19 protein-coding genes are annotated in these 20,259 nt (G+C 73.7%); 8 read left to right on the top strand and 11 right to left on the bottom strand.

The annotated features are described in order from the left end of the window. Window positions 1–45: 45 nt before the first annotated feature. The 6 genes from BIV28_RS16170 to BIV28_RS16195 all read right to left on the bottom strand — a co-directional run bounded on the left by BIV28_RS16170 (window position 46) and on the right by BIV28_RS16195 (window position 5,696). The gene (locus tag BIV28_RS16170; RefSeq protein ID WP_076263527.1) at window positions 46–1,356 is read right to left on the bottom strand and encodes an adenylosuccinate synthase; all 1,311 of its coding nucleotides are present in this window, start codon (window positions 1,354–1,356) and stop codon (window positions 46–48) included. Window positions 1,357–1,565: 209 nt separating this feature from the next. Beyond that, a complete protein-coding gene (locus tag BIV28_RS16175) occupies window positions 1,566–2,396 on the bottom strand; it encodes a MerR family transcriptional regulator (protein WP_076263529.1) in 831 nt (276 codons plus the stop codon). A gap of 73 nt (window positions 2,397–2,469) precedes the next feature. Then, on the bottom strand, window positions 2,470–3,273 hold the full coding sequence (locus tag BIV28_RS16180; protein ID WP_076263531.1) for a Cof-type HAD-IIB family hydrolase: 804 nt from the start codon (window positions 3,271–3,273) through the stop codon (window positions 2,470–2,472). A gap of 16 nt (window positions 3,274–3,289) precedes the next feature. Continuing rightward, a complete protein-coding gene (locus BIV28_RS16185) occupies window positions 3,290–3,697 on the bottom strand; it encodes a DUF3151 domain-containing protein (protein WP_076263614.1) in 408 nt (135 codons plus the stop codon). Further along, complete coding sequence (gene fbaA, locus BIV28_RS16190) at window positions 3,694–4,722, bottom strand: class II fructose-bisphosphate aldolase (RefSeq protein ID WP_076263533.1); 1,029 nt, start codon at window positions 4,720–4,722, stop codon at window positions 3,694–3,696. The genes BIV28_RS16185 and fbaA overlap by 4 nt, the downstream gene beginning before the upstream one ends. A 134-nt stretch (window positions 4,723–4,856) precedes the next feature. Then, on the bottom strand, window positions 4,857–5,696 hold the full coding sequence (locus tag BIV28_RS16195; RefSeq protein WP_076263535.1) for a GNAT family N-acetyltransferase: 840 nt from the start codon (window positions 5,694–5,696) through the stop codon (window positions 4,857–4,859). Between the two features lie 34 nt (window positions 5,697–5,730). On the opposite strand from BIV28_RS16195, the gene BIV28_RS16200 reads away from it, so the two are divergent. Continuing rightward, window positions 5,731–7,182: an NAD(P)/FAD-dependent oxidoreductase gene (locus BIV28_RS16200; RefSeq protein WP_083707422.1), complete on the top strand. Its 1,452-nt coding sequence runs from the start codon at window positions 5,731–5,733 to the stop codon at window positions 7,180–7,182. A 73-nt stretch (window positions 7,183–7,255) separates the two neighbouring features. Here BIV28_RS16200 and BIV28_RS16205 read toward each other — a convergent pair whose 3' ends face one another. Continuing rightward, on the bottom strand, window positions 7,256–8,383 hold the full coding sequence (locus tag BIV28_RS16205) for a M24 family metallopeptidase (protein WP_076263536.1): 1,128 nt from the start codon (window positions 8,381–8,383) through the stop codon (window positions 7,256–7,258). 91 nt (window positions 8,384–8,474) lie between these two features. Here BIV28_RS16205 and BIV28_RS16210 point away from each other — a divergent pair, with 91 nt between their 5' ends. Genes BIV28_RS16210 through BIV28_RS16225 form a run of 4 tightly spaced genes read left to right on the top strand, consistent with a single transcriptional unit; the run spans window position 8,475 to window position 12,835 of the window. Further along, window positions 8,475–9,854 carry a sensor histidine kinase gene (locus tag BIV28_RS16210; RefSeq protein ID WP_076263538.1) on the top strand — a complete coding sequence of 460 codons (1,380 nt, stop codon included), beginning with the start codon at window positions 8,475–8,477 and terminating at the stop codon, window positions 9,852–9,854. Beyond that, window positions 9,851–10,564 carry a response regulator gene (locus BIV28_RS16215; RefSeq protein WP_076263540.1) on the top strand — a complete coding sequence of 238 codons (714 nt, stop codon included), beginning with the start codon at window positions 9,851–9,853 and terminating at the stop codon, window positions 10,562–10,564. The genes BIV28_RS16210 and BIV28_RS16215 overlap by 4 nt, the downstream gene beginning before the upstream one ends. Before the next feature lie 34 nt (window positions 10,565–10,598). Next, complete coding sequence (locus BIV28_RS16220; protein ID WP_083707423.1) at window positions 10,599–11,594, top strand: ABC transporter ATP-binding protein; 996 nt, start codon at window positions 10,599–10,601, stop codon at window positions 11,592–11,594. Then, the gene (locus BIV28_RS16225; RefSeq protein ID WP_083707424.1) at window positions 11,591–12,835 is read left to right on the top strand and encodes an ABC transporter permease; all 1,245 of its coding nucleotides are present in this window, start codon (window positions 11,591–11,593) and stop codon (window positions 12,833–12,835) included. Before BIV28_RS16220 ends, BIV28_RS16225 begins: the two co-directional genes overlap by 4 nt. A 189-nt stretch (window positions 12,836–13,024) precedes the next feature. Here BIV28_RS16225 and BIV28_RS16230 read toward each other — a convergent pair whose 3' ends face one another. After that, on the bottom strand, window positions 13,025–14,305 hold the full coding sequence (locus BIV28_RS16230; protein WP_083707425.1) for an MFS transporter: 1,281 nt from the start codon (window positions 14,303–14,305) through the stop codon (window positions 13,025–13,027). 84 nt (window positions 14,306–14,389) lie between these two features. After that, window positions 14,390–15,571 (bottom strand): citrate/2-methylcitrate synthase, encoded by a 1,182-nt coding sequence (locus BIV28_RS16235; protein WP_076263541.1) that lies wholly within the window; start codon window positions 15,569–15,571, stop codon window positions 14,390–14,392. A 119-nt stretch (window positions 15,572–15,690) separates the two neighbouring features. On the opposite strand from BIV28_RS16235, the gene BIV28_RS16240 reads away from it, so the two are divergent. Further along, on the top strand, window positions 15,691–16,941 hold the full coding sequence (locus tag BIV28_RS16240) for a citrate synthase (protein ID WP_076263543.1): 1,251 nt from the start codon (window positions 15,691–15,693) through the stop codon (window positions 16,939–16,941). A gap of 4 nt (window positions 16,942–16,945) precedes the next feature. Here the strand turns inward: BIV28_RS16240 and BIV28_RS16245 are convergent, their stop codons facing one another. Beyond that, window positions 16,946–17,605, bottom strand: a complete 660-nt coding sequence (locus BIV28_RS16245; protein WP_076263544.1) for a TrmH family RNA methyltransferase — start codon at window positions 17,603–17,605, stop codon at window positions 16,946–16,948. A gap of 132 nt (window positions 17,606–17,737) precedes the next feature. On the opposite strand from BIV28_RS16245, the gene BIV28_RS16250 reads away from it, so the two are divergent. Further along, the gene (locus BIV28_RS16250; protein ID WP_076263546.1) at window positions 17,738–18,442 is read left to right on the top strand and encodes a DedA family protein; all 705 of its coding nucleotides are present in this window, start codon (window positions 17,738–17,740) and stop codon (window positions 18,440–18,442) included. A 98-nt stretch (window positions 18,443–18,540) separates the two neighbouring features. Then, the gene (locus BIV28_RS16255; protein ID WP_076263547.1) at window positions 18,541–19,464 is read left to right on the top strand and encodes a TIGR03086 family metal-binding protein; all 924 of its coding nucleotides are present in this window, start codon (window positions 18,541–18,543) and stop codon (window positions 19,462–19,464) included. A gap of 43 nt (window positions 19,465–19,507) precedes the next feature. Here the strand turns inward: BIV28_RS16255 and BIV28_RS16260 are convergent, their stop codons facing one another. Next, window positions 19,508–20,242 (bottom strand): LemA family protein, encoded by a 735-nt coding sequence (locus tag BIV28_RS16260; RefSeq protein WP_076263549.1) that lies wholly within the window; start codon window positions 20,240–20,242, stop codon window positions 19,508–19,510. Window positions 20,243–20,259: the final 17 nt, after the last annotated feature.

The following is a 20,259-nucleotide window of genomic DNA, read 5'->3' on the forward strand; positions in this document are numbered from 1 at the left end:
GAAGTCCTTCGGGTTCAAGCAGGTTCGTGCAGATTCAGGGTGCCGTCAGCTCGCGACGCTGGGCTTGAGCGGGAAGCGCTCGATGATCTCCGAGCGGCCCGGCCCGACGCCGATGGCCGAGACGCGCGCGCCGATGAGCTCCTCGACGCGCAGCACGTACTTCTGCGCGTTCTCGGGCAACTCCTCGAAGGTGCGGCAGTGGGTGATGTCCTCCCACCAGCCGGGCATCTCCTCGTAGATCGGCTTCGCGTGGTGGAAGTCGCTCTGGCTGACCGGCATCTCGTCGTGGCGGACGCCGTCGACGTCGTAGGCGACGCAGATCGGGACCGTGTCGAGTCCGGTGAGCACGTCGAGCTTGGTGATGACGAAGTCGGTGACGCCGTTGATCCGCTGGGCGTAGCGGCCGATGACGACGTCGAGCCAGCCGCAGCGACGCGGGCGCCCGGTGGTCACACCGAACTCGGCGCCGGTCTTGCGGAGGAACTCGCCCATGTCGTCGTTCAGCTCGGTGGGGAACGGGCCCTCGCCGACGCGCGTCGTGTACGCCTTGAGGATCGCGATGACCGAGTCGATGCGCGTCGGGGGCACGCCCGAGCCGGTGCACGCGCCGCCGGACGTGGCGTTGCTCGACGTGACGTAGGGGTAGGTGCCGTGGTCGACGTCGAGGAGCGTCGCCTGGCCGGCCTCGAAGAGGACGGTCTCGCCGCGGTCGAGGGCCTGCACCAGCTCGAGGGCGGTGTCGGCGACCATCGGCGCGAGCCGCTCTGCGTACGAGCGCAGCTCGGTGACGACCTCGTCGACGTCGGCGGCGCGCGTGTTGTAGATCTTGGCGAGCACCTGGTTCTTGAAGGCGAGGGCGGCCTCGACCTTCTGGCGCAGGATGCCCTCGTCGTAGAGGTCCTGGACGCGGATGCCGATGCGGCTCATCTTGTCGGCGTACGTCGGGCCGATGCCGCGGCCGGTGGTGCCGATGCGGCGGCTGCCGAGGAAGCGCTCAGTGACCTTGTCGAGGGTCCGGTTGTACGGCGGGATGACGTGCGCGTTCGCGCTGACCTTGAGCTTGCTCGTGTCGACGCCACGCGCGTCGAGGCCCTCGAGCTCCTCGAAGAGCACGCCGAGGTCGACGACGACGCCGTTGCCGATGACCGGCGTGCAGTTCGGCGACAGGATGCCCGAGGGCAGCAGGTGCAGCGCGTACTTCTCGCGCTTGCCGTCCTTCTCGATGACGACGGTGTGGCCGGCGTTGTTACCGCCGTTGAACTTGACGACGTAGTCGACGCTGCTGCCGAGCAGGTCGGTCGCCTTGCCCTTGCCCTCGTCGCCCCACTGCGCTCCCACGAGCACGATCGCCGGCATCGGTCTGCCTTCCCTTGGTGGTCCGAACCAACGGCAAGGTTATCGGTTGGTGACGCCTGCCCCGGACGCCGTCCGCTCGGGAGCAGCCGACAGGGTCCCGCCGCGTGGTCCCCGGGACTCCGCGTGCGCTCTGCGTTGCTCCACGTGGTGAGCCACCCGTCTGGTGGCTCGTCCTGCGGAGCAACGCAGAGGGCGGACGCGGTGACCGCTCAGGCGACGGGTTGCTGCAGCTCGATGACCCAGTGGTCGGGGCCGTCCTCGCCGGACGCGTGGTAGACCTCGCGGCACGGCCCGGCGAAGCTGAGCCCGCGCGCCTCGACCTCGCGCGAGAGCGTCTGCCAGGCCTCGCCGATGTCGCTGAGCGGCCCGCGCAGCGTCGTGACGAGGGCGCGGGGTTCGGCCGACAGCTCGGCCAGCTCGAGGCCGGCCGCGGCAGCCGCGTCGGCACCCACGTCGGGGCCGACGGGGTAGGCCGCGGCGGCGACCATCGCCTCGCCGTCCATCGTGTAGTGGCCGATCGAGGGCCCGGTGGGCTCGAGGCGGGCTGCGTGGACGGCGTGGTCGACCCGCCCGAACAGGGGGCCGACGACCTCGCCGACCTGCTGTCCGTCGGACACGCGTCCGGACAGCTGGACGACGCGGACCGCGGGCAGCGCCTGCTCGGTGTAGGCGTCGAGGACGACTGACGGTGACATGGCGTTCTCCTTCTCGATCATCCGGAGACGGTGCTCGACCTGCTCCAACCGCGCGCGGTCGGCGTCGATCTGCGCGGCGAGCTCGGCCCGACGCAGCCGCAGCATGCCGCGCAGCTGTTCGACGGGCACGTCGTCGCCGAGCAGCCGCCCGCAGTCCTCGAGGGTGAACCCGAGGTCCTTGAGCGCGACGAGCCGGTTGGCCCGGTCGAGCTGCGCGGCCGAGTAGGACCGGTAGCCGGACGCCGGGTCGACGCGGGCGGGCCGGAGCAGGCCGAGGGCGTCGTAGTGGCGCAGCATGCGCACCGACACCCCGGCGAGCCGGGCGAAGTCTCCGATACTCAACATGGTCCCCCCAGCCGACCGTCTGACACCGTGTCAGGGTCAAGCATCCTCCGGGTCGAGCCTCCCGGACGGGGCGTCAGGCGCGCGCGAGCCATCCCTCGAGGTACTCGGCGACGCCGTCCTCGCGGTGGTGCCCGGTGACGACCGACGCGGCGTCGAGCGCCGGGTCGACGGCGTTGGCCACGGCGACCGCGGTGCCCGCGACGGCGAAGGCGGAGACGTCGTTGTGGTTGTCGCCGAAGAAGACGGTGTCGGCGACGTCGACGCCGAGCTCGCCCGCCAGCGCCCGCAGCCCGTCGCCCTTGGAGCAGGCCGCGCTCGCGATCTCGAGGTAGGTGTCCTTCGAGCGGTAGGTCACGAGGCCGGCCCGGCCGGCGAGGGCGGCCTCCAGGTCGTCGACGAGGCGCGGGTCGCCCATGGCCATCACCTTGTGCGGCGGGCGGGTGTCGACGCGTCCGCTCGCGACGTACTCGTGGGCGGACGCGTCGCTCGGGTCGACGGCGGTGATGGTCGCCTCGCGCTCGGTCCAGCGGTCGGGCCCCCAGGCGTACCAGTCGTCCCCGGCGAAGAAGCTCGCGTGGAGGCCGAGCAGAGCGCACGCGTCGTAGGCCGCCCGGGCGTCGTCGGGCGCGATCGCCACGTCGGTGACGACCGACCGGTCGGCGCGCAGGACGAGGCCGCCGTTGTAGGCGATGAGCGGCGTCGGCTCGACGCCGCAGAGCCGCTCGAGCCCCTCGAGCGAGGCGGGCATGCGCGAGCTGCACAGCACGAACGTGTGCCCCGCCGACCGCACCGCCCGGATGGCGGCGACGGTGCGGTCGGACAGGGTGCGTCGGTGGTCGAGCAGCGTGCCGTCGACGTCGGAGCAGAACAGCGTCATGCGGTGGCGGCAGTCCTCAGAGCCCGAGCTCGCGGGCGCCCTCTGCCGAGGAGTCGCGGAGGAACTGCGCGCAGCGCTGCTCCTCGTCGGACTCCCCGATCGCGCGGGCCGCGCGCGAGAGCGCCGCGAGCGCCCGGAGGAACCCACGGTTGGGCTCGTGCGACCACGGCACGGGGCCCTGGCCGCGCCAGCCGGACTTGCGCAGGGCATCGAGCGCGCGGTGGTAGCCGGTGCGCGCGTAGGCGTAGGCCTCGACGTCGCGGTCGCCGTCGGCGAGCGCGTCCTCGGCGAGGGTCGCCCACGCGAGCGAGCTCGCCGGGTAGGCGGCGGCCACCTGCACCGGATCGACGCCGGCCGCGAGCTTCTCGGCGGCCGGGTCGACGGCGAGACGGGTCTCGGGGATGCCGAGCAGGTTGTCGCTCACTGGTGCGTGCCCGCCGAACGCAGCGCGGAGCACGCCTCGACGATGCGCACCGCCATGGCCTCCTCGGCCGCCTTGCCCCACGCGCGCGGGTCGTACTGCTTCTTGTTGCCGACCTCGCCGTCGACCTTGAGCACGCCGGCGTAGCCGGAGATCATCCAGTCGGCGATCTTGCGGGTGAAGGCGTACTGGGTGTCGGTGTCGACGTTCATCTTGACGACGCCGAAGTCGACGGCCGCCGAGATCTCCTCCGGCAGCGAGCCCGAGCCGCCGTGGAAGACGAGGTCGAACGGGCGCGCGTCGTCGGAGAGGCCGAGCTCCTGGGCGGCGGCCTTCTGGGCCTCGAGGAGCACCTCGGGGCGCAGCTTGACGTTGCCCGGCTTGTAGACGCCGTGGACGTTGCCGAACGTCAGGGCGGTCAGGTAGCGGCCGTTCTCGCCGGCGCCGAGGGCCTTGACGGTGGCGATGGCGTCGGCGGGCGTCGAGTACAGCTTGTCGTTGATCTCGTGGGCGACGCCGTCCTCCTCGCCGCCGACGACGCCGACCTCGATCTCGAGGACGACGTCCGCGGCCTTGGCGAGGTCGAGCAGCTCACGGGCGATCGAGAGGTTCTCCTCGAGGGGCACGGCCGAGCCGTCCCACATGTGCGACTGGAACCACGGCGTGCCGCCGGCCTTGACCCGCTCGGTCGAGGCCGCGAGCAGCGGGCGCACGAAGCCGTCGAGCTTGTCCTTGGGGCAGTGGTCGGTGTGCAGCGCGATGTTGACGGGGTAGTTCTTGGCCACCTCGTGCGCGTACGCGGCGAAGGCGAGCGAGCCGCTCACCATGTTCTTGATGCTCGGGCCGGAGAGGTAGTCGGCGCCGCCGGTCGAGACCTGGATGATGCCGTCGGAGCCCGCGTCGGCGAAGCCCTTCAGGGCCGCGTTCAGCGTCTGCGAGCTCGAGACGTTGATGGCGGGGTACGCGAAGGAGCCGGCCTTCGCGCGGTCGAGCATGTCGGCGTACACCTCGGGGGTGGCGATGGGCATGGCGTCTCCTGCTGTCTCGTGCGGGTGGGGCGCTGTCTGCGGATGGTGGGCCCCACGGCGATCCGGTCCGCGGACGATCCTGCCACGCCGACCTGCGTCCGGTCAGCGGTGCCCACTCCTCGGTGAGCGCCCGCTCAGCGCGTCGTCGGGTCGAAGACGTAGGGGGTCGTCGTCGCCACCCGGTGCAGGCCCAGGCGCCGCAGGATCGGCTCGGAGTCGGGCGAGGCGTCGACGCGGACGAAGTCGTTGCCGCGGGCCAGGCCGAGACGCGCCCGGTGCAGCAGCGTGGCCCGGTAGAGGCCGCGGCCGCGCCAGTCCGGCAGCGTCGAGCCGCCCCACAGTCCGGTGAACCGGCTCGTGTCGTACTCCGAGCGGGCCGCGCACAGGACCGGGCCCTCGCGGTCCTCCTCGACGACGACGACGTCCATCGACCCCGGCTCCGCGGTCCAGCGCGGCAGCAGCGAGTCGAGCACCCACGGCTGCGGCTCACCCCAGACGACCTCGAGCATCTCGGCCATCCGCTCGAAGTCGGCGTCGGAGTCGGCGGCGCGCACGACGACGCCCTCGGGCAGGTCGATCTCCTGCGCGGCGAGAGGGGCGGCCTCGCCGAGGATCAGCGCCTCGTCGTCCTCCTTGACGAAGCCGGCGCGGACGAGGCGCTCGCCGAGGTCGGCCGGCTCGTCGTAGTCGTAGGTCTTCCACTCGACGCGCAGGCCGCGCTCGGCGAAGAAGTCGCGCTGCCGCTCGATGACGGCGTCCCACTCGGCCGGGTCGGGGCCGAGGCCGTCGGGGCTCTCGATCATGTTCCAGCGCCCACCGTCGGGCTCGTACTCGCGCCGCACGAGGCCGTCGACCTCGAGGGGTCGCTGCGGGGTGCCGACGCGGATCGGCGCCCGGGTCTCGTCGTGGAAGACGCGGAGGAGCTCGGAGGTGTCGGCAGGTGGGGCATCGCTCTGGAACGAAGAGGGGTTCACAGAGCCAGCCAAGCATGGTCGAATCCGTCTCGTCATGCCTCTTTTCCACGCGCGCAGCGCCGCCCGCCCCCACGGGCCCGACCGACCACTGAGCGACCGGGCCACGCGGGCGCTGGCCGACGCCCGGCCGGTCCCCTTCTGGACCGACCGTCCCGAGCGGCCCGACCCGCGGCCGGCGCTGACGGGCGCTGCGCCGCGCACCGACCTGCTCGTCGTCGGCGGCGGGTTCACCGGCCTGTGGGCGGCCCTGCAGGCCAAGGAGGCCGACCCCTCGCGCGAGGTCGTCGTCGTGGAGGCCGGACGCCTCGCCGACGGCGCGTCGGGGCGCAACGGCGGCTTCATGGCGCCGTCGCTGACCCACGGGCTCGCCCAGGGGGTGGCCTGCTGGCCCGACGAGATGGGCACGCTCGACCGTCTCGCCGCCGGGAACTTCGACGGCATCGTCGCCACCCTGGAGCGCCACGGCATCGACGCCGACCTGCACCGCCCGGGCGAGCTGACCCTGGCCCTCACCGAGCACCAGGTGCCGTCGGTGCACGAGTCCTACGAGCTGCACCGCGCGCACGGCGTGCCGGTCGAGCTGCTCGACGCCGACCAGGCGCGCGCGCGTGTCGACTCGCCCCGCTACCTCGCGGGCATGTTCGACCCGGAGGTGGCCCTCGTCGACCCGGCCCGCCTCGTCTGGGGGTTGGCCCGCGCCGCCGAGGCGCTCGGGGTGCGGATCCACGAGCACACGCGCGCCACCGGGTTCGACGCCGAGGGCTCGGGGGTGCGGGTGCGGCTGGACGCCGGGTCGATCCACGCCGGACGCGTCGTCATCGGCACCAACGCCTCGCAGGGCGTGCTCAAGCGGTTCAGCGCGTGGGTGCTGCCGGTGTACGACCACGTGCTCATGACCGAGCCCCTGACGCCGGCCCAGCTGGCCGCCATCGGCTGGGAGGGACGCGAGGGCCTCACCGACGCCGGCAACCAGTTCCACTACTACAGAAGGACGCTCGACGACCGGGTGCTCTTCGGCGGGTACGACGCCAACTACCACTTCCCGGGCCGCATCGACCCGGCGCTCGAGCAGAACGACGCCTCGCACGGGCTGCTCGCCGACCACTTCCTCGACCTCTTCCCGCAGCTCGAGGGCATCCGGTTCACGCACCGGTGGGCCGGCGTCATCGACACGACGTCACGGTTCACGCCGGTCTTCGGCACGGCGCTCGGCGGGCGGATGGCCTACGCCGTCGGCTACACCGGGCTCGGCGTGGCCTCGACGCGGTTCGGTGCGGCGGTGGCCCTCGACCTCGTCGACGGCAAGGACACCGAGCTGACCCGGCTCGGGATGGTGCGCCGCAAGCCGGTGCCCTTCCCGCCCGAGCCGGTGCGCTATGCCGCCGTGACCGCCACCCGCGCCTCGCTGGCCGCCGAGGACCGCACCGGGCGCCGCAACCTGTGGCTGAAGGCGCTCGACCGGATGGGCGTCGGCTTCGACTCGTGACCCGTGAGTCCAACCGCCCACTCGACGGCGTTCTCGAGTCGAGTGGGCACTTTCTCGCGGTGAGGGCGGGACGTCAGAGGACGGCGAGCTCGGTGGGGCGGGTGTTGAAGCGCTCGACTCCGGTGTCGGTGACGGCGACGATGTCCTCGATGCGCGCGCCCCAGCGACCGGCGAGGTAGACGCCCGGCTCGATGCTGAACGTCATGCCGGCCTCGAGCGGGAGGTCGTTGCCCTCGACGACGTACGGCTCCTCGTGCACGTCGAGGCCGATGCCGTGGCCGGTGCGGTGGATGAAGTGCTCGGCGAGGCCCGCCTCGGCGAGCACCTCACGACCCGCGCGGTCGACGTCCTGGCACGTGACGCCGGGGCGGACGGCGTCGACCGACGCCTGCTGCGCGGCCTGCAGGGCCGCGTAGGCCTCCGCGACGTCGGGGTCGCTCGGCGAGCCGACGGCGTAGGTGCGGGTGCTGTCGGAGTTGTAGCCCGAGGGCAGCGGGCCGCCGATGTCGACGACGACGACGTCGCCCTGCTGCACGACGCGGTCGCTGACCTCGTGGTGCGGGCTGGCGCCGTTCGGGCCTGACCCGACGATGACGAAATCGGCTGCGGCGTGGCCTTCCTCGACGATCGCGGCCGCGATGTCGGCGGCGACCTCCGCCTCGGTGCGACCCGGTCGGAGCCACTCCCCGACCCGCGCGTGGACCCGGTCGATGGCGGCACCGGCGAGGCGCAGCTGCTCCAGCTCGGCGGCGTCCTTGCGCATCCGCAGCTCGCGCAGGACCGGCCCGGCCAGCTGCTGCTCGGCGGCTCCGGCGTCGCGCAGCCGCAGGGCGTGCAGCGCCGGCGTCATGTCGGACACGGCCACCGGCCCACCGGGCACGCCGGCGAGGGCGAGCGCGTACGCGTCCTCCCCGTCGACCCACGTGCGCACCTCGACGCCGAGGTCGCCGAAGGGCACGTGCCCGAGGCCCGCGAACTCGAGCCTCGGCGAGACGAACACCGGCGCCACGGAGGCGTCGGTCGGCACGACGAGGGCCGTGAGCCGCTCGAACGAGGACCCGGCCACCCCCACGAGGTAGCGCAGGTCCGAGCCCGGCGAGACGACGACCGACGCGAGGCCGGCGTCGGCCGCGTGGCTCCGCAACCGGTCCAGGCGCGAACGCATCGTCGAGACGTCGAGGACCGAGGTGTGGGTGCCCATGCGCAGACCGTACTCCCGGCACGCGGACCTCCCGCACGGGCTCCGTCCCCAGGGGGAGGCCCCGCCGGCGCGCACTGCCTACGCTGGCGCCATGGCGACCCGACACCCTGCGCCCGGCGGCCCGTGGCGGACCCGCCTGGCGGCGTGGTTCGGCGTCGACGAGACGTGGGAGCGCGTGCCCGACGACCCCGCCCGCGCCCGCCGGACCGACGCGGTGCTGGCGGCAGCATTCCTCGTCGCCGGGTCGCTCGGCGTCGAGCTGCTGCGGAGCATCGACGCCCTCGGGAGCTCCGCCGGCTCCTACGTCTGGCCGCACGTCGCCGTCGCCGCCGGCACCCTGCCCCTCGCCTGGCGCCGGCAGCGGCCGCTGCTCGTGGCGGTGTGGCTCTCGGCGCACTTCTTCGTCGTCGGCATCACCCTGCCCTCGGTGGCGGTGTCGATGCCGATGCAGGTCGTGTACTTCCTCGGCATCTTCACCGGGGTGGCGTGGGCCCGTGACCGCCGGGCGATGCTCGCGGTCGTCACCGGCATCGTCCTGCTCATGTTCGGCTGGCTCACCTGGCAGCTGGCGGTCGGCAGCGGTGTCGAGGAGGCCCTGGGTCACGCGGGGACCCCGCTGACGCGCCAGGGCCTGTTCTCCCCGGCCACGGCGTACGTCGTCTACACGCTGCTCGTCAACGTCTTCTACTTCGGCGGCGCCATCATCGGCGGGCAGGCGGCCTGGCGCGCCGCGCTGCACCGCGACCGGCTCGCCGCCCAGGCCCACACCATCGAGGAGCAGGCCGCCGAGCTGCAGCGCCGGGCCGTCGTCGAGGAGCGCCTCCGCATCGCCCGCGAGCTGCACGACGTCGTGGCCCACCACGTCTCGGTCATCGGCATCCAGGCGGCCGCGGCCCGGCGCACGCTCCGGCGCGACGCCGACGTCGCCGAGGCGTCGCTGCGCTCGATGGAGGCGTCCTCGCGCGAGGCGGTGACCCAGATGCGGGCGCTGCTCGGCACCCTCCGGTCGGCCGACGAGGACGCCGAGCCGGTGCCCCGCGCGCCGGAGCCGCGCCTCGCCGACATCGGCGGGCTGGTCGAGCAGACCCGAGGGTCCGGACTCGACGCGCGGTGCCACGTCGTCGAGGACGCCCCGGGCGCGCTCGACGCCGTGCCCGGGCCGCTGGGCCTCTCCCTCTACCGGACCGTGCAGGAGGCGCTGTCGAACGTGCGCCGCCACTCGACGGCGCGCACGGCGCAGGTGTTCGTGCGCGTCGACCGACGCCCCGAGCCCGGCTTCGCGCACGGGTACGCCGAGGTCGAGGTGCTCGACGACGGACGCCCCCGCACCGGCACCTCGGGAACCGGCTTGGGGCTGTTGGGGATCCGCGAACGCCTCGCGACGCACGGCGGCGTCGGCGAGATCGGCCCGCGCGTCACCGGCGGCTACCGTGTGCGCGTCCGCATGCCGCTGTCGGAGGAGACCCCGTGACGACCGTCCTGCTCGTCGACGACCAGCAGCTGGTCCGTTCCGGCTTCTCCCTCATCCTGTCGGTGGAGGACGACCTCCAGGTGGTCGGCGAGGCCGCCGACGGCGCCGAGGCGGTGCGGCGCGCCACCGAGCTGCGGCCCGACGTCGTGCTCATGGACGTGCAGATGCCGGTGCTCGACGGCATCGAGGCCACCCGCCGCATCGTCGAGGGCGACCTGTCGAAGGTCGTCATCCTCACGACGTTCGACCGCGACGACTACGTGTTCGCCGGGCTCGCCGCCGGGGCGAGCGGCTTCCTGCTGAAGAACGCCGAGCCCGAGCAGCTCGTCGACGCCGTCCGCGCCGTCGCCGGTGGACACGCGCTGCTCGCGCCCGAGGTGACGCGTCGGGTCATCGAGCGCATGACGAGTGGTGACGCGTCGGTCGGGCCGACCACGGCCACAGGCGGATCCGCACGTGCCGAGGAAGCGCGCGACCAGCGGCTCGACCGGCTGACGCCGCGCGAGACCGAGGTGCTCGGCCTCGTCGGGCGCGGCCTGTCGAACGCCGAGATCGCCGCCCACCTCGTGCTGGGCGAGGCGACCGTCAAGACCCACGTGTCGAACGTGCTGTCCAAGCTGCACCTGCGCGACCGCGTCCAGGCCGTCGTCCTCGCCTACGAGGCCGGACTCATCCGCGCGGGGGACGCCGACGTTCCGCCTGCGGGCTGATCCCGCCGGCGACTCCCCGGCCTAGCGTGGAGGCATGACGACTTTCGGGGACACGCACCACCGGTCGGACCACCGCCCGGACCACCCGGACCACCCGGCCGACCACCCGGACACCGGCACCGCACCCCCGCCGGGGGCCGCGACCGGAGGCGTCGAGGTACGCGGCCTGACCCGGTCGTTCGGGCAGGTGCGGGCCGTCGACGACGTGTCGTTCGCCGTCCTGCCGGGCCTGCTCACCGGCTTCGTCGGTGGCAACGGTGCCGGCAAGACGACGACGATGCGGATGGTCATGGGCGTGCTGGCCCCCACGAGCGGCGAGGTGCTCTGGGACGGCCGGCCGATCACCGCGGGCGACCGCCGCCGCTTCGGCTACATGCCGGAGGAGCGCGGGCTGTACCCCAAGCAGCCGGTCCTCGACCAGCTCGTCTACCTCGGCCGGCTGCGCGGCCTGTCCACGAGCGCCGCGCGGGCCTCGGTCACCGAGCACCTCGAGCGGCTCGGCCTCACCGAGCGCGCCAAGGACCACGTCGAGAAGCTGTCGCTCGGCAACCAGCAGCGGGTGCAGATCATCGCCGCCCTCATGGGCGAGCCGCAGGCCCTCGTCCTCGACGAGCCGTTCAGCGGCCTCGACCCGGTCGCCGTCGACAACATGGCCGACCTGCTGCGCGAGCACACGGCCCGCGGCGTCCCCGTCCTGTTCTCCAGCCACCAGCTCGACCTCGTCGAGCGGCTCTGCGAGCGGCTCGTCGTGCTCTCCCGCGGCCGCGTCGTCGCCAACGGCACCCCGGACGAGCTGCGCTCGCGCTCGGTGGTGCGCCACCGCATCGTGCTGTCGGGCGACGCCGGCTGGGTGCGCGGCGTGCCCGGGATCCTCGCCGTCGACGTCGAGGGCACGAGCGCGCTCGTCGAGGTCGTCGAGCCCGGCGCCGAGCGGGCGCTGCTCGCCGAGGCGGTCCGACGCGGCGACGTCCACGAGTTCACGCCCCAGCGTCCGTCGCTGGCCCAGATCTACCGCGAGGTGACGGCATGACCACCACGAGCAACCGCTCCGACCGGCGCGACGCCCCGGCCACCCGGCTCCCGGCCCACGACGGCGTCGGCCGGGCGTGGACCGTGGTCGCGATGCGCGAGGTCGTCGTGCGGCTCACCAACCGCGCCTTCCTCGTCTCGACCGCCCTGACCCTGCTATTCATCGCCGGCTACGGCGCCTTCGCGGCCTGGCAGTCCGGCCGCACGACCACGTGGACCGTCGCCGTCAGCACGACCGACGCGCCCGCCGCGGGGCCGCTCGTGGCGGCCACCGGCCGGGTGGCGCACACCACCGACGACACGGTCGTCGTCACGACGAAGCCGGTGGCCGACGCGTCGGCGGCCCGGACCGCCGTGACCGACGGCGACGCCGACGTGTGGCTGCACCGCACGGCCACCGGCTGGGCCGCGACGTCCGCCGACGACGTGCCCTCGGGCCTGCGCACCGCGCTCGAGCAGGCGGTGCGCACCGACGCCCTCGACCGCAACGCCACGGCGGCCGGCACCAGCCTGACCTCGCTCGAGCAGGGGTCGGCCCTGTCGCTCGACCGGTTCTCGGGCGCCGGCACCGACGCCGGCTTCGTCAAGGCCGTCACCTTCGCCTTCGCGCTGCTCTTCTTCATGTCGGCGATGATGTTCGGCCAGCAGATCGCGGCGAGCGTCGTCGAGGAGAAGCAGTCGCGCCTCGTCGAGATCATCGCCACCGCCATCCCGGTGCGCCAGCTGCTCGCCGGCAAGGTCGTCGGCAACTCCGCCATCGCCCTGGCCCAGGTGGTGCTCATCGCCGGGGTGGGGCTCGTCATGGTGTCGTTCACCGACTTCTCGGCCCTGCTGCCGACGCTGTCGACGGCGGTCGTGTGGTTCGTCCTCTTCTTCGCGGTCGGGTTCTTCGCCCTGGCCTGCCTCTTCGCGGTGGCCGGCGCGCTCGCCTCGCGCACCGAGGACCTGCAGAGCACCACGGCCCCGATGACGACCGTGCTCATGCTCGTCTACGTCGTCAGCTTCGGCCTGAGCGGCACGGCCCTCACGGTCGCGTCGTACGTGCCGGTGGCCTCGGTCGTGACGATGCCGGCGCGCATCCTCGCCGGCGACGCGACGTGGTGGGAGGCGGTGCTCTCGCTGCTCGTCATGGTCGTGTTCTCGGCCGCCACCGTCGTGGTCGGCGAGCGCATCTACCGGCGGTCGCTGCTGCAGACGCGGGGACGCGTGTCGTGGCGCCAGGCGCTGCGGGCGACCGACTGAGGCGGGACGCCCCTTACCCGCAGCCGACCTGCGGATGCGAAGTCCTTGCCGAGTGCAGACCGACAGCGGGTGCCGGACGTCGTCGCCGGCCCCTACGGTGGAGGGGACGCCGGATGCGTGGTGCGTGGCCCGGATCGCTCCCCCGGGCCGCGCCGAACGGGCCTCGACCGTGGTGGTCGGGGCCCGTTGTCACGCCCGGGCGCCCGGCGGGCGCTCCCCGTCGACGGTGACGTGCCGGTAGGGCGAGAGCCAGAGCCACAGCGCCGAGGCCACGAGCCCGAGCACGCCGACGCCGATGGCGAGGCGGTTGCCGAACGACGCGGCGAGCCAGCCGCCGAGCGGGGCCGCGATGGCGATGCTGCCCCAGTTGAAGGAGCGGATCGTGGCGTTCATCCGGCCGCGGAGCCGGTCCGGCGTCACGAGGTTGCGGTGGCTCATCGTCAGCGGGTCCTTGACCCCCATGGCCAGGCCGAAGAGGGCGTTGGCCAGCAGCAGCCACACCAGCGCCCACGGCCCGGGCCGGGCGAGCAGCAGGAGCGCGTACGCCGCCGGGTTGGCCCACTCCATGGCCACGACGACGCGCCCGGTGCCGAACCGGACCCCGAGGCGCGGCGCGAGCCCCGCACCCACGATGCCCGTGACCCCGGTGGCCGCGAGCACGAACCCGACGGCGAGCGCGTCGAGGTGCAGCTCGGTGGTCGCGAAGTACACCAGGACGGTGGTGACGATGCCGTTGCCGAAGAACCACAGGTGCAGCGACACGGCGTAGGGCCCGAGCGTCGCGTGGCGGTAGACCCACGCCGCGCCCTCGCGCAGCTCGGCCCACAGGTGGCGCCGCTGGGCCCGCTCCGGCCGTGGCTCCTCGACGCGCACCGTCGCGAGGGTGGCCGCGGAGACGGCGTACGACGCGGCGTCGACGAGCACGGCGACGGGTGCCGTCAGCAGGCGCACGAGGGCCCCACCGACGAGCGGCCCCAGCGACTGGGTGGCCGAGTAGGTCTGCGAGAGGCGGGCGTTGGCCCGGGGCAGCCGCTCCGGTGGCACGATCGCCGGCAGCAGGGACTGGTGCGCGGCGCTGAAGAACATCGAGGCCGAGCCGACGACGAACACGAGCACGGCGAGCACTGGCACGGTGAGGTGCCCGGCGAGGGCGAGGAACCCGACGGTGCCGAGCAGCGCCGCGCAGAGCACGTCGGCCCCGATGAGCAGCGGGCGACGGCGCACCCGGTCCACGACGACGCCGGCGACGAGTCCGAAGAGCAGGTACGGCAGGAACTGGGCCGAGCGCACGACGCCGATGGCCACCTGGTCGGCGTGCAGGGTCTCGATGAGGAGCAGCTGCAGCGCGAGCGCCGAGACGAACGTGCCGAGGTTGCTCACCGCGTCGGCGAACCAGAAGCGCGCGAACGATGAGTGCGGGCGGGTCGCACCGGGGGCACCCCCGAGCCCGAGCGGTTCGCCGACCTCCACGTCTGCCCCTTCCCCTGGCGCCCGGCCCGGCGACGCGCGTCACCGTGCCGGGCACCAACCTAGGGGGCGGGCGCCCTGCGTCGGTCAGGCGGTCGCCGGCGTGCGCGCCGGCACCGGCTGCGGGGGCGGCGGGCCGACGTAGCGCGCCGCGGGCCGGATGATCTTCGGGTCGCGGGCCTGCTCGAGGACGTTCGCGGTCCAGCCGACGGAGCGGGCCACGCAGAACGTCGGGGTGAACATGCTCGGCTCGAGCCCGGCCAGGCGCATGACGACGCCGGCGTAGTACTCGACGTTGGCGTAGAGCGGGCGGTCCGGCTTGAGCTCGGCCAGGACCCGCTCGATCGTCGCCTCGACGCCGATGGCGAAGTCGACGAGCGGGTCGTCCCAGCGCCGGGCGACGCCCTTGAGCATCTCCGAGCGGGGGTCGTGGGTGCGGTAGACGGCGTGGCCGAAGCCCATGATCCGCGCCCCGCTGCCGACCTGCTCGCGGACCCACGGCTCGGCGCGGTCGGGGGTGCCGATCTGCTCGAGCGCCTCGAGGGCGCGGCTCGGGGCTCCGCCGTGACGCGGGCCGGCGAACGAGCCGATGGCCCCGACGAGGCAGGCCGCGAGGTCGGCGCCGGTGCTCGCGATGACGCGGGCGGTGAACGTGGAGGCGTTGAACCCGTGGTCCATCGTCGAAACGAGGTACTGCTCGACGGCGCGCGCGTCGCGCTCGGTGGGCAGCGAGCCGGTGACCATCCGCAGGTAGTCGGTGGCGTGGTCGAGGCCCGGGTCGGCGGGGACCGGCTCGAGACCGCGCTGGAGGCGGTGCGAGGCAGCGAGGATGGTCGGCGTGACCGCGACGGCCGCCATGGCCGAGGCGAGCCGCTCCTGCTCACCCGCGTCGTAGAGCGGCCGCTGGCCGGTGATGCCGCCCCACGCCGACAGCGCGGTGCGCAGCACCTGGAGCGAGTCGGTCGTCGTGGCGCAGATCGCCGGCAGCAGGTCGGCGAGCGCGGGCGGCAGGACCCGCAGCCGGTCGGCCTCGGCGCGCAGGGCGTCGAGCTCGGACGCGGAGGGCAGGTGTCCGTGGAAGAGCAGGTGCCAGGCCTCCTCGAAGCCGACCGCCTCGGCGAGGTCGACGGCCGAGTACTGCCGGTAGTGGAAGAAACCCTCGTCGCCGCGGACGTCGCCGATCTCGGTGTCGGTGACGACGACCTTGGCGAGTCCGGGTGGCACGACGACGAAGCCGGCGGGCGTCGGGGCTGGGGTGTGGGTGGACATGACGTGCTCCTCTCGGGTTCACTCGTCACCCTCAGCCATGTTGATCAACATCGTCAATGTTGATCTGGTCAACGTTGATCCGGTCAACACCGACGCCATCAGCCACCCGAGGAGGAGCCGTGCCGGCACCGCGCAGCCCGTGGATCACGACGACCGAGGCCGCCCAGCGTCTCGGCGTCAAGCGCGCGACGCTCTACGCCTACGTCAGCCGCGGGCTGCTCCGCAGCGAGCGGCGCCCCGGCCAGCAGGAGAGCCTCTTCGACCGGGCCCAGGTGGAGGCCATGGCCTCGGCCACGCGCGCCGTCGGCACGCCGCAGTCGGTCCTCCGGTTCCGCACCGTGGCCACCGGCGTCAGCAGCCAGGTCGAGGGCGAGCTGCGCTACCGCGGCGTGCCCCTGGAGGCTGCGGTCGAGGCGGGGTCGGTCGAGCGCGTCGCCGGGCTGGTTCTCGGTTCCCTTGCAGCCCAAGGGTTCTCGGACGCCGACGCACCCCTCCCGCGGATGCCGCGGCTCACCGACGCCGTGCGCCCGGCGGCCCGCGCGCTCGTCCGCCTCCCGCTCGAGCGGCGGGTACCGGTCGCCGTGCAGCTGCTCGCCGCGTCCGACCCGTTCGCCGGCGACACCGATCCCGATCGGGTCCGTGGGGCCGCGCCCGCCGTCGTGGCCGGTGCGGTTGCCCTGGCCTCGGGCGCCCGTGTCCGCGCAGGGGCCACGCTCGACCCGCTCGCCGACCTGACGCTCGCGGCGCTCGGCGGGGAGCCCGGCGCCCACGCGTCCGAGGTCGTCGGCGTCCTGCTCGTGACGCTGCTCGACCACGGCCTCACCGCCTCGACCGTCGCCGCCCGGGTGGCCGCCTCGACCCGTGCCGGACTGCACGACTGCCTCGTCGCCGCGTACGCCGCGATGGCCGGACCGCTGCACGGCGCGGCACCCGTGGCCGCCCACGCCCTCCTCGCCGACGCAGCGGGCGCCGCTGACGGGTCCGACGCGTCCGGGCCGGCGGGCACGTCGGCGTCCGACGCGGTGGCGCGAGCGCTTCGGACGCACGGCGTCGTGCCCGGCTTCGGGCACTTCCTCTACCCCGACGGCGACCCGAGGGCCGAGGTCGTGCTCGACCGGGTGCGCCGGCTGCCGGGTGCCGAGCCGGTCCTCGAGCGGGTCGAGGCGCTGGCCGGGGTCGTCGCCGAGCGCACCGGGGCCCTGCCGAACATCGACCTCGCGAGCGCCGCCGCCCTGCACGCCCTCGGGCTGCCGGCGGCCGCGGGCGAGGTGCTCTTCCAGGTGGCCCGCTCGTTCGGCGTCGCCGCGCACGTCGTCGAGGAGTACGCCGAGGAGCCCCTGCGCTGGCGAGGCCGCGACCCCTCCGCCTGAGGCGTCAGGGGCGCTGGTCGAAGACGTGGCGGCGCACCCAGGCGTGCATCGCCACCGCCGCCGCCGCTCCCGCGTTGATCGAGCGGGTCGAGCCGAACTGCTCGATGTGCAGCACCACCTCGCAGGCGGCTCGCATCGGCTCGCTCAGGCCCGGCCCCTCCTGGCCGAACACGAGGACGCAGCCGCGCGGCAGGTCGTAGGTCTCGAGCGGTAGCGACCCGGGCAGGTTGTCGACCCCGACGAGGACGAGCCCGGCACCCCGCGCCCACGCGGCCAGGGCGTCGGCGTCGGCGTGGTGGTGCTCGTGCTGGTAGCGGTCGGTGACCATGGCCCCGCGCCGGTTCCAGCGCCGGCGGCCGACGATGTGGAACGCCCGCGCCCCCATGGCGTTGGCCGTGCGGATGACCGAGCCGATGTTGAAGTCGTGACCCCAGTTCTCGACGGCGACGTGGAAGGCGTGCCGGCGGGTGTCGAGGTCGGCGACGATCGCGTCGTGGCGCCAGTACCGATAGGCGTCGACGACGTTGCGGCGGTCACCGTGGGCCAGCAGCTCGGGGTCCCAGTGCGCACCCTCAGGCCACGGCCCCTCCCACGGCCCGACGCCGACCTCCGCGACGTGCGGGACACCGTCCGGGGTCGTCGTCTCGCGGGGCACGTCGGGCACCGGCCGAGTCTACGAGCGCGAGTGACCCGACGCGGAGGCCCTCCCAGGCCCTCCGAGGCCCGTACGCACGCGCACAGGAGGAGCACAGCGCAGATTGAGGAGATCCGGATCGCACCGCCTACCCTTGGGCCCATGCACGCACTCGCCGCCGTCCCCGCCCTCGGCCCGAAGTGGATGGACCCGACGTACCTCCTCGACCAGTACCAGGGCGCGTTCTTCGTCATCGCCCTGGTCATCGTGTTCGTCGAGTGCGGGCTGCTCTTCCCGATCCTGCCCGGCGACTCGCTGCTCTTCGCGGTCGGCCTCTTCATCGCCACGGGCCAGGTCGACATCAACCTCTTCGTCGCGATGGCGGCCCTCACCGCGGCGGCCTTCCTCGGCAACGTCGTCGGCTACGAGATCGGGCGCGGCGTCGGCCGGCCGCTCTACAAACGGCAGGGCCGGTTCATCAACACCGCGAACTTCGACAAGACGAACGTCTTCTTCGACAAGTACGGCAACCGCGCCCTCGTCCTGGGCCGGTTCGTGCCGATCGTGCGCACCTTCATCACGGTCGTCGCGGGCATCGGACGCATGCACCGCCAGCGGTTCTTCGGCTGGAGCGCTGTCGGCGCCGTCGCGTGGGTCGTCAGCGTCACCCTGCTCGGCTACTTCCTCGGCCAGATCTTCCCCGGGCTGACGAAGAACATCGAGTACGCGATCCTGCTCGTCGTCCTCGTCTCGGTCATCCCGATGGTCATCGAGGTGGTCAAGCACCGCCGCGAGGCCCGCGAGGTCGCCGCCGAGATCGGTGAGGCCGCCGGCGAGACCGCAGGCGAGGCCCAGGACCGCCGCTGACCTGAGCGGCCGCACCCCTGCCGTGGTTGCGCCGAACCCGCTCCGCCGCTCGTCGCGCCGGGGCAGACTGGTCGGTGCAGGGGTGGACGGAGGCCGACATGGACACCGATCTGACGACGCTCTACCGGGCCAGCGTGCGCGGCTGGGCCGACCGTGTCGCGGAGCTGCACCCCGACGACTGGGACCGCCCGACGCCGTGCTCGGCCTGGACGGTCCGGGACCTCGTCAACCACGTCGTCGGCGAGGACCTCTGGACGGTCCCCCTCATGGAGGGCGCGACGATCGAGGAGGTCGGCAGCCGCTACGACGGTGACGTCCTGGGCGAGGACCCCGTCGCGGCGGCCACGCACGCCGCGTCCGAGGCGCAGGACGTCGTCGCCGCGACCCTGCCGAGCGGCGGCACCGTGCACCTGTCCTACGGCACCGAGTCGATGGACGAGTACGTCCGCCAGCTGCTCGCCGACCACGTCGTCCACGGCTGGGACCTCGCCGCGGCGACGGGCGGCGACACCACCCTCGACGTCTGGCTCGTGACCGCGGTCGCGGGCTGGTTCGACGAGCGCGAGGAGCTCTACCGGTCGGTGGGCGCGGTGGGCGCCCGCCGCACGATGACCGGCGCCCCCGGCGCCGACCTGCTGGCCCGTTTCGGCCGCGACGCCGCGTGGGGTCCCACGCACGCCGCCTTCGCCGCGTTCGTCGCGGCGTTCGGGCGTGGCGACGTCGACGCGATCATGGCGCTCATGACCCCGGACTGCGTCTTCGAGGCCACCGGCCCGGCTCCCGACGGTGTGCGCCACGAGGGGGCCGAGGCCGTGCGGACCGTGTGGGAGGAGCTCTTCGGGGGCACGCGCGACCCGCGCTTCACCGAGGAGGAGTCCTTCGTCGCGGGCGATCGCGGCGTGCTGCGCTGGCGCTTCGACTGGGTCGGCGATGACGACACCCCGGGCCACGTGCGGGGCGTCGACGTCGTGCGGCTGCGCGACGGGAAGGTCAGCGAGAAGCTGTCCTACGTCAAGGGCTGACGCGTCGGGACGCGCGAGGCCCAGGCGCCCCGGACGCGTCCGCTCAGGCGTCGGGACGCGAGCGGTCGACGTTCGGGTCGGGCGCCGGGAGGTCGGCCGGGGCGTCGGCCTGCGGCAGGCCGCCGGGCTGCGTCGAGGGACCGCCGACGGCGCCGGGCTGCGTGGACCCGCCGACCGCACCCGGCCCACCCGGGGTCGAGCCGAAGGTGCCGGGCGCCTGGTCGCCGAAGGAGATGCTCGGCACCGCGGCCTCGGCGGCCGGCGTCTCGAAGTACTCGGCGCGCTTGACCCCGGCCATGTTCGCGACGACGTTCGAGGGCACCGACTCGACCTTGGTGTTGAGGTCGCGGACCAGCGCGTTGTAGTAGCGGCGCGAGGAGGCGATGCGGTCCTCGGTGCTCGACAGCTCCTGCTGGAGCGAGAGGAAGTTCTGGTTCGCCTTGAGGTCGGGGTAGGCCTCGGCGACGGCGATGAGGCGCCCGAGCGCCTGGCTGAGCGCCCCTTCGGCCTGGGCGGCCTCGGCCGGCGACGGCGACCCGGACATCGCGGCCGACCGGGCCCGCATGACCTCCTCGAGGGTGCCGCGCTCGTGGGCGGCGTAGCCCTTGACGGTCTCGACGAGGTTGGGGATGAGGTCGTGCCGACGCTTGAGCTCGACGTCGATCTGGCGCCAGCCCTCCTCGACGCGGTTGCGCAGGCGGATCAGGCCGTTGTAGCTGACGACGCCCCAGATGCCGAGGAGCACGACGAGCGCGAGCAGGATCCAGACGATGATCATGGGTTCTCCCCTGGGCG

It is taken from the genome of Intrasporangium flavum (genome assembly GCF_001956915.1).
In the GTDB taxonomy this organism is placed as follows: domain Bacteria; phylum Actinomycetota; class Actinomycetes; order Actinomycetales; family Dermatophilaceae; genus Monashia; species Monashia flava.